The 9,029-nt window shown below is 42.1% G+C and carries 7 protein-coding genes; 4 read left to right on the plus strand and 3 right to left on the minus strand.

The annotated features are described in order from the left end of the window. The first annotated feature begins 255 nt into the window (after window positions 1-255). The 3 genes from sppA to EI162_RS12155 all read left to right on the plus strand — a co-directional run bounded on the left by sppA (window position 256) and on the right by EI162_RS12155 (window position 3,338). Window positions 256-1,311: a signal peptide peptidase SppA gene (gene sppA / locus EI162_RS12145; protein WP_192524603.1), complete on the plus strand. Its 1,056-nt coding sequence runs from the start codon at window positions 256-258 to the stop codon at window positions 1,309-1,311. Between the two features lie 135 nt (window positions 1,312-1,446). Continuing rightward, entirely contained in the window at window positions 1,447-2,337 is an 891-nt protein-coding gene (locus EI162_RS12150; RefSeq protein ID WP_192524604.1) for an alpha/beta fold hydrolase, read from the plus strand. A 188-nt stretch (window positions 2,338-2,525) separates the two neighbouring features. After that, the gene (locus tag EI162_RS12155) at window positions 2,526-3,338 is read left to right on the plus strand and encodes a CPBP family intramembrane glutamic endopeptidase (protein WP_263972271.1); all 813 of its coding nucleotides are present in this window, start codon (window positions 2,526-2,528) and stop codon (window positions 3,336-3,338) included. Between the two features lie 95 nt (window positions 3,339-3,433). Here the strand turns inward: EI162_RS12155 and dusA are convergent, their stop codons facing one another. From dusA to EI162_RS12170, 3 genes are all read right to left on the minus strand, one after another. Further along, window positions 3,434-4,405, minus strand: coding sequence for a tRNA dihydrouridine(20/20a) synthase DusA (gene dusA, locus EI162_RS12160; protein WP_192524605.1), 972 nt, complete (start codon window positions 4,403-4,405; stop codon window positions 3,434-3,436). 76 nt (window positions 4,406-4,481) lie between these two features. Then, on the minus strand, window positions 4,482-5,660 hold the full coding sequence (locus EI162_RS12165; RefSeq protein WP_318779322.1) for an MFS transporter: 1,179 nt from the start codon (window positions 5,658-5,660) through the stop codon (window positions 4,482-4,484). Window positions 5,661-6,034: 374 nt separating this feature from the next. After that, window positions 6,035-7,693 carry a phospholipase D family protein gene (locus EI162_RS12170; protein ID WP_192524607.1) on the minus strand — a complete coding sequence of 553 codons (1,659 nt, stop codon included), beginning with the start codon at window positions 7,691-7,693 and terminating at the stop codon, window positions 6,035-6,037. A 376-nt stretch (window positions 7,694-8,069) separates the two neighbouring features. On the opposite strand from EI162_RS12170, the gene EI162_RS12175 reads away from it, so the two are divergent. Beyond that, window positions 8,070-8,720, plus strand: coding sequence for a hypothetical protein (locus EI162_RS12175; protein WP_192524608.1), 651 nt, complete (start codon window positions 8,070-8,072; stop codon window positions 8,718-8,720). Window positions 8,721-9,029: the final 309 nt, after the last annotated feature.

The raw sequence follows: 9,029 nt of genomic DNA on the forward strand, positions 1-9,029 counted from the left end.
GGAATTATTTTAGCGATCAGCAGTCCTAATAGATGAATTCTATACAGCCCCTATTGAACCATGATTAAAATACCACCATACTTAGCAACCTATTAATATAGATGGCCGTTATGGTGTGAAAGTATTTCAATATATAAGCATTAAATATAAGCACTAAATATATAGATATCTAAAGTGAAAACCAGCGTCTTACGGCGTCTATATTTTATATCGTTTCTTTTATCGTTTTAGATTGTTTCTGACTTAGGAAGTTATATGCCCAACTGGCCACCAGACCCTAACAAACGTCCTGATAATTCGCCAAATCAGCCAGCGCCGATGCAGCCACCAAGCCAGCCAACTGGACAAGAATGGCGACTGCTAGAAAACACCTTATTGGCGAGCGTGGTCGAACAACGCCGCTCGCGTCGTTGGGGTATCTTTTTTAAACTTTTGACCTTTGGTTATATTTTATTGATATTTTTGACCCTTGGTCGTGGGTGCAGTACCAAAGCACCCACGGGTCTAGATGGTGTCGACACCAGTAAGCCTCATTTGGCAGTGGTTGAGCTTCAAGGGACGATTAGTAGCGGTGATGTTGCCAATGCTTATGATGTCAACGAAGCCTTAACGCGTGCTTTTAAAAATAAAAACTCAAAAGCGGTGGCGTTAGATATTAACTCACCTGGCGGCTCGCCCGTACAGTCTGATGAAATTTGGCAGACGATGATAGATTTGCGCCAAGAGTATCCAGACAAAAAGCTTTACGCAGTGATTGGTGATATTGGTGCATCGGGTGCTTATTATATTGCTTCTGCAGCGGATGAGATTTATGTCAATCCATCAAGTTTGGTCGGCTCTATTGGTGTGATTATGCCAAGCTATAATATCAAAGGCTTAATGGACAAGGTTGGTGTCGAAGATCGCACCATTACTGCTGGTGAGTATAAAGACATCTTAAGCTTGTCACGTCCATTGACTGATTATGAAGAAAGTCATGTCGAAAAAGTACTGGCCAATACGCATAAACACTTTATCGATGCAGTCAAAGAAGGTCGCGGTGACCGTTTAAAAAACCCTGAACAAAACAAATTGTTTTCAGGATTGTTCTGGACAGGTGAGCAGTCTATTGAATTAGGGCTGGCAGATAAAAAAGGCAGTATCGCAAGCCTAGAGAAGCAATTAGAGCTTAATAGTGTGGTGAATTATAGCCCAACAGATCCGTTCCAGTTATTTATGGACCGCTTTGCCGTTAAGTTGGGTGCAGGCGTTGGCTCAAGCATCAATCTCGATGTGTTGCCCCAAGAAGAGGGTAACGCGCAGATGCGTTAAGTGTTTTATGTTTTAGATTTACTGTGTATGATTGTTAAGGCTGAGTATATGACTATGCTCAGCCTTAACTATATGTAAGATTCAATGATTATAAAAAACGTCCTAAATAACTATTTAAATCGATGAGAGCCTGTTATGAGTGATGAAATCAATTTGAACACCTTTGCTGCTTTGCCTGTTTCTAAAATAACAAATAAGCCTGTCCTACATTTTGCCCATGCTAATGGTATGCCAAGTGCAGTCTACCAGCCATTTTTTGAGAGGTTAGCAGAATTTTTTACTATTGAATATATTGCAATGTTGGGTGCGACACCTGATTATCCAGTGGATGACCATTGGCGTCGTCTCACACAACAGATTATTGATAGTGTGAGGAATGCCTGCGAAAAGCATGGTGTAAAGCAAGTAGTAGCAGTGGGGCACTCGCTTGGTGCGATGTGTACTTTACAGGCGCTGTATCGCGCACCAGAGTGTTTTTCCCAAGCGGTGCTCATGGATCCACCTTGGATTTATGGCAAGGTCAGCTTATTTTGGCACCTTGCCAAAACGGTAGACAGATTACCTATGATGAATAACCGCTTGATGGACAAACTATCACCAGCTGGTATCTCTAAACATCGCCGTGACGTTTGGGATAGTCGCTCAGATGCGTATGAAAAGATGCGGCATAAAGGATTTTTCAAAAACTTTGATGAGCGCAGTTTTCAAGGCTATATCGAGCACGGGTTACATGAACGTGCGGATGGCAAAGTGACATTGGCCATCCCGAAAGCCAGTGAGGTGGAAGTTTTTCGAACCAATCCCTCTTGGTATTGGCTCGCACCGAACCGTGGCCCTAAGGTTCCTGTGACCTTGATCATAGGTCAAGACAGTGTGTTTTTAAAACGCCAGTTTCCGCAACAAATACAGTCGCGTTTGGGTATTCCTTATAAGACTCATGCAGGTGGCCATATGTTCCCGCTCGAGCATCCAGAATCGGTCGCGTTGCAAGTGTTGACCTTGATTGAGCAGCAATTGCCAAAATAACCACTGATTATTATTTATACCAAACCCAAAAAGTACGATTAGCCGTGTCAAACTTGTTTAGTCTACAGTGCGTAGCACTTGCACTCGTTTTCCTTGCTACTCTAATTTTTGTGAATGGTATTACTTCAGTGTTATCTATATCCACGACAGATGTGAGCTGACAGAATATCCGTTTGAGTAACGACTCTATGCTAAAAAATGCTACTGGTTCGCACCATTTTACTCCGCAGCCTAAGCGCACCCCGCTGTTTTCACGATTGGGTGCGTTTCTACTGATCATCGGAATGCTGATAGCGTTTTTTATCAGCCAGTTGCTCGGCGTTTATGTCGCTGGCAAGCTAGTATTACCCGCTGCTAAAAACGCTACCGTAGGCGATATCTTCTTTTTTGGCAGTAGTGATGGCACGGTTGTAAGCCTGTCTATTATGATAGGCTGCGTGCTATTAGTAGCTATCAGCGTTTTAATTATTGGTTTAAAAGGGGGCAATAGCCGCCGGTATTTAGCGCTAAAGCCGTTCTCATTTACTGTAGGCATGGGGATGCTTGGGCTGCTATTAATATTTATGATTGGCAGTCAGGCGTTGACGTATTTACTGGATGAAGCACCGCTGTTGTTCGTAGATCCATTGTATGAATCTGTCAGCTCAGTATGGCTGCTGGTCTTCGCGATGGTGATTGTTGCGCCTTTATATGAAGAGTTGATATTTCGCGGACTATTGTGGTCAGCGATTGCCGAGCAATTCGCCTCGCCATCTGACTCTTCATCTAAATTGCCACTTAAATCAAAGCATCGAGGCGCAATAGTAGCAAGTGTCGTCACCAGTTTGATATTTGCGGTGATTCATGTGCAGTATGGTATCTATGAGATTAGCACCATTATGGTATTGGCATTGATATTCTGTTACGCACGTTTCAAATCAGGCTCGTTATTACTGCCGATATTATTACACATCATTAATAATGGCGCGGCGATGGCGCAGTATCTTGCGCAAGTGGCTTAAATAAATAACGACTATTTCTAACTTTCAGCATATTACTATAGCCGTTGTCATGATGAGCAGGGCTGACTATTATTTGGGACGGACTATAGATTCAATTATGCATCAGGATTTAATAGTAGAACTTCATCCGCCGCGCGTTTGATATCGTCAATCGTTAACTGAGGCTTGCCACTCAAAGCCTGCCGCCATTTACGGGCGCCCATCAACCCCTGAAACAATCCTAAATAGTGCCTAGTCATTGTGGGTAGCGCCTCACCTTTAGCCACTTGCTCTTCTAAGTAGGGATAAAGTTGCGTTAGGATTTCTGAGCGCTTAGGAGCGGGTTTACCCCATAAACTATTAGACTTTGCCAATAGGTAAGGGTTGTGATAAAACGCGCGTCCAATCATCACGCCGTCGATATGCTGTAAGTGGGCTTCAATATCAGCAATGGTTTCTATACCACCATTAATCTCGATATCAAGCGCGGGAAAATCTTGCTTGAGGCGGTAAACGTCATTATAACGTAACGGTGGTATGTCGCGATTTTGTTTGGGACTCAATCCCTGCAACCATGCCGTACGTGCATGAACAATAAAGCGCGTGCATCCAGCAGCAGCGACTTTCTGTACAAAGTCTACCATAAACTCATAGCTGTCAAAGTCATCGATTCCGATGCGGTGTTTGACTGTGACGGGAATATCGACTGCCGCTTGCATGTGTTTGACCAAGTCAGCGACAGTATTGGGCTCTGCCATTAAGCAAGCGCCTATTTTATTGTGCTGCACGCGATCAGAGGGGCAGCCAACATTGATATTGACTTCGTCATAGCCGTACTGCTGAGCGAATTCAGCGCACTGGGTCATCTCTGTAATATCTGCACCACCGAGTTGCAGCACCAGTGGATGCTCGAGCGTATCAAAACGCAGATGCCGCGCGCGATTGCCATGAATGAGCGCGCCAGTACTAATCATCTCGGTATATAAATAGACATACGGATTAAATAACCGTGCGAAATAACGGTAATCCGTCGTTGTCCAATCGATCATGGGGGCTACAGAGAGTCTTTTGTTGGTCATATCAACCATGGTGGTTAAGCCTTAATCTTTGAGGTTTTTTAGAGAAAGTATTTTAATCTATCAGGGTGCTAGTTGGTGACACATCCTAAATGACATGATCGATTTTTTTAAATTCGGGTAAGTTGTAAAAATATATCCCCATGATGATACCAATAAAGCCAATGAAAGCGATATATAAAGCGGGTGAGAAACTTACATATAACGTGGCATAACCAAGTCCAAAAGGTACTAACACCCCCACAATACCGTAGGCCACATTATAACAAAATGCCATTCCCGTTAATCGTACGTTAGTTGGAAATAACTGCACGATGATGGCAGGTATCATGCCAACGATGCCCGCACAAAAACCTAAAAGCGCGTACATAATGAGGATATAGTCAGCGCCTGACTGTAGATGGTAAAAAAAGGAAAGCATCTGAGCAATCAGTAAGATAGAGCCTATTGTTAAAATCTTACCAAAATTTTGATGATTGGATATGATGCCATAAAACACACAGCCAAAAATCATAAATACGACACCCAGACTGTGTGAAAATCCAAATAAATCATTGTTTAAATTAAATTGTAATTCAATCAAATCAGGCAGTAAAAGCACGATCACGGTCGTTATGCTAGAAACAATTAGGGTAAGTACCATACCGATAAATAATGAATGCTTACAGTGCTTAAAAAGCAGGGTAAATGGCTTGATAACATACTCACTCGGTTTTACATTTTTCATCTCAATAAAAAATGGCGATTCCTCTATCCATCGCCAGGTCAATAACGGCAAAAGACTCAATATGGCCGCGATGAAAAACGGTATGCGCCAACCATAGTCAGCCAACTGCCCCGTGCTCATAGAGTTGCTTAGCCACAGAAAAAAAGCATTAGAGAATAGGACGCCAACATAGAAACTGGCAGTGACATAGCTACAGCCCACAGATAAGTACTGCCGTGGCACATGCTCTGCCACAAACACCCAAGCGAGTGGTACATAAACTCCAAAGGCCATCCCTTGTATCAGCCGTAACACAATAAATAATACTGGCGCCATCAATCCCCATTGTGCGTAAGTCGGCAAGCAAGCCATCGCTAATAAGCTGGCTGCAGTGACCAGTATGCTAAATAATAGCATGGGTTTTCGGCCCTTAATATCTCCATAACGACCAAATATAATGCCACCAACAGGACGTGCCAAATAACCAATCACAAAAAGCCCAAGCCCTTGCATTTTTGTCATAGCAGGGTTGATATTCGCGGGGAAAAAATTTGCAGCCACAATATCCGAAAGATATAAATAGATCAAAAAATCAAAAAATGCGACAGCGCTGCTAAAACAGATAAACAGTACAGTGTTTCTGTCTTTAGAAGACATGAGTGCGTATTGGGAGCGAGAGGGCATAATAGGTTGCACATCCACATATGAAAGTGTTCATTAAAACGGTTGGTATTTCAAGAGCCGTTTATAATAGAAAACGACAAATCAGTATCAACTAATACTGATTTGTCGGAACAGTAAATTTAAGTATTTAGATTTAAAAGGGTGTTGATGTAAGCTGTTTGGCTTATTAGAGTTTGCATTAAACATCCGAGCGCATTGAGTGTTGTTAGTATGGCCAATAGCGCTGGGTTTATTTTATATGGGACTGTCTATTATAACAGCCAGTCAATCGGTAGCCATGACATAATGGTAAGCCAAACATGGTCGCTCATATCGACCCGTGGTTCAGAGTCATAAACCACTTTTTTATTATCTTCTACGGTATGCCATTGCAATTTACCATTGTCTGACAATTTAACTTCATAAGCCTGAGTCAACAAATCATCGCTGAGCGCATTATGCAACTGTCCTGCCAGCTCATCATCATTGATAATCACACCCATTTCGGTATTAATATTAGCGGAGCGAGGGTCGACATTATATGAGCCAATGAATACTTGGTAGTCATCAACGGCAAATGCTTTCGCATGTAGACTGGTTGAAGACTGACTACGGGCTTTCCATAGCTTGTTTTCGCGCTTTTCTTCAGAAGCGGTCGATTTTAACTCGTATATTTTTACCCCTGCGCGCAGTAGGTAAGGACGCCATTGACTATAGCCAGAATGCACCGCGGTCACATCGGTGGCATCAAACGAGTTGGTCAAGATTTTGATGTCGATACCAGATTCTGCCAATGCTACTAGTGTATTGACACCGTCTTTGGTCGGTACAAAGTAAGAGGAGATAATAGTCAGTTTTTTTGACGGACTACCTAACAAAGTACGTAGTTGATGTACCAAGTTGGTGTCAGATGGCACGGTTTTGGTTAATTTGCCCACATCATCACTCAAAAACTGCATGTCTGTCCAGCGGAAGGGCACGCGTTTATGGACTAGATCGCTGTCTATCGTAGAATCTTCAACAGCGGCTTTATAGACAGTCAGACTGCTGTTGTCATTATTTTTTTCGTCCTGTCCAAGCTTATCTAATGCCTCTAAGAAGTCAGGATTTTCTTCATTCTCAAGGGTCACTAAGGTTTCGATGTCGAATGACAAGGGTGATGACCAATAGCTTGCAAAGCTATTGTCGATGTCTGCGACTACTTTACCAATAAGTAAAACATCCAAATCTGCAAATTGGCTATTTTTATCGTTACTTAGGTATTCATTACCAATATTGCGCCCACCAATGATGGTGATTTGCTTATCAAAGGTCATACTTTTATTGTGCATACGGCGATTGATACGCGGCAAGCCTGTGAGGTAGTTCAACGTTTGAAACCGACGGTGCATCAAAGGGTTGATGATACGCACGGCGATATTGGGATGGCTTGCAAAGCGTAATAAATGCTGATCAAATTTGGCATTGTTATTAAAATCATCCAATAACAGTCGCACGATAATCCCGCGCTCAGCAGCTTCCCACAAGTCTTTCAATAGTAGCTGACCAGCTTGGTCGTCATGCCAAATATAATACTGTGCATCGATATTGCGTGTGGCCATATCTGTCAAGATACTGCGCGAAGCAAAGGCGTTGGCTCCAGTCACGATTGGATGATAGCCTGACAAATCAGGGTGGATATCGTTTTGTTCGCTTATGGCCGCTACCAAATCAATATTATTGATCTTGGATTTTTTACTTTGTCCGGTTTTTTGGCTGTTTTCTGATTGAGTGCTTTCTGAATTATATAATGCATTTACTCGCGCTGATAACGCTTGGCTCTCAGGCAGATGTGGCTGCTTGGGTAAAATTTGACAGCCAGTCATTCCTAAGGAAAGTCCAATCGCTAGAGTTAGCGATAGTTTTCTAGGGTTTAGAGTCAATGTCGACATAACGCGGTTACCTCAAAGAGTATCAGCAGTGCTTATTAATGGATATTCAACACACCCTAGTGTTTGTGTCGTTTTTTATTATAGATATAAGAGGTATAATAAAACTGCCTGCAGAGAAAATCAGTGCTGGCAAGCTTAGCAGGTGTTGGCACATCTGCCTATTATAAATACGTTAATTTTATTATGGACAGCTTTAGGTTTTCGCTTTAAGCTAATCCTGATTTATTAATAGTTCGCATAGTGACTCAACAAAATAACACTCTGTATTTAAAAATAAATTAGGGTAATCACACGATCACTGCATTTTAGATGACAATGCTAGGTTAGGAAAATAGCTAATTTGCGGCTTAATAAATTATGATTGAAGGATAAGGGGATGATGGCTTATCAATTAGACGGAGGTTTATCTGCAATCAAGTTATGTTTAGCGGTTCTTCCAGTAGTGTTGATATCGGCGTGCGCTTTAAAAACGGAGGTGCCTCCGGTCAATCCTAATCCTACTGACGAAATAATTATTTATGGCTCTCTACCCTCAGATGAAACGTTAGACTTACAGATGACAATGCGCTTTGAATCGGAAAGTAGATTTTGTGGAAACTACGTAGACATTTCACATGTGTATCAACTTAGCGAAATGTTGAAGATCAATGTAGAAAAGACTGCAAATCAATACCAAGCACATTTCTTTCGCGATGCCCTTAGTAAAGGTAAGTGTGATTGGTCATTGATCTATGTGACAGCCGAGTTGACCCATAAGGATGGTGGAAGCGATACGCGCAGGTTTTACAACGCCACTCCTAAGGACTTGGCTACTAAGCATTATGCCAGTAACATGCATAACGAAGAAGACTACCTGCTCGAAATAGAGTGTGATGCCAAACCTAGTAACCCATCAGGCAGCAACAGCGAGGGTGAAGCGGCAGCTCAGAAAGTTTTAGATTGCAGCAATGGTCGAGGAATGTTCTTGATGCCTGGAATCCAAAAGTACCACGTCGATTATAATTACACTGGTCACGGAGCTTTTTGAATTCGGGCAGTGAACTCAGGCCTTGAATTCAGAAATAGCATAAAGCTAGGATGTTTTGTTTCGATCAATTATTTCGGAGTACAAATCTAAAGATAACAAAATATCAGTTAATATTAAGCCTAATGAGGTTTATAAATAGCGACATGATATTATAAAACACTTAGATTAACACACCAAGTGCAACGCTAATTAATATTATAGAACGCCTGCATAGGCGTTTTAAACCCTAATCGTTTTCTTGGTCTGTTGTTTAGTTTATTCTCAATGTCCTGTATCTCATTATCAGAGACTTGTCTAAAGTCACAACCC

This window comes from Psychrobacter sp. FME6 (assembly GCF_014861365.1).
Taxonomy (GTDB): Bacteria; Pseudomonadota; Gammaproteobacteria; order Pseudomonadales; family Moraxellaceae; genus Psychrobacter.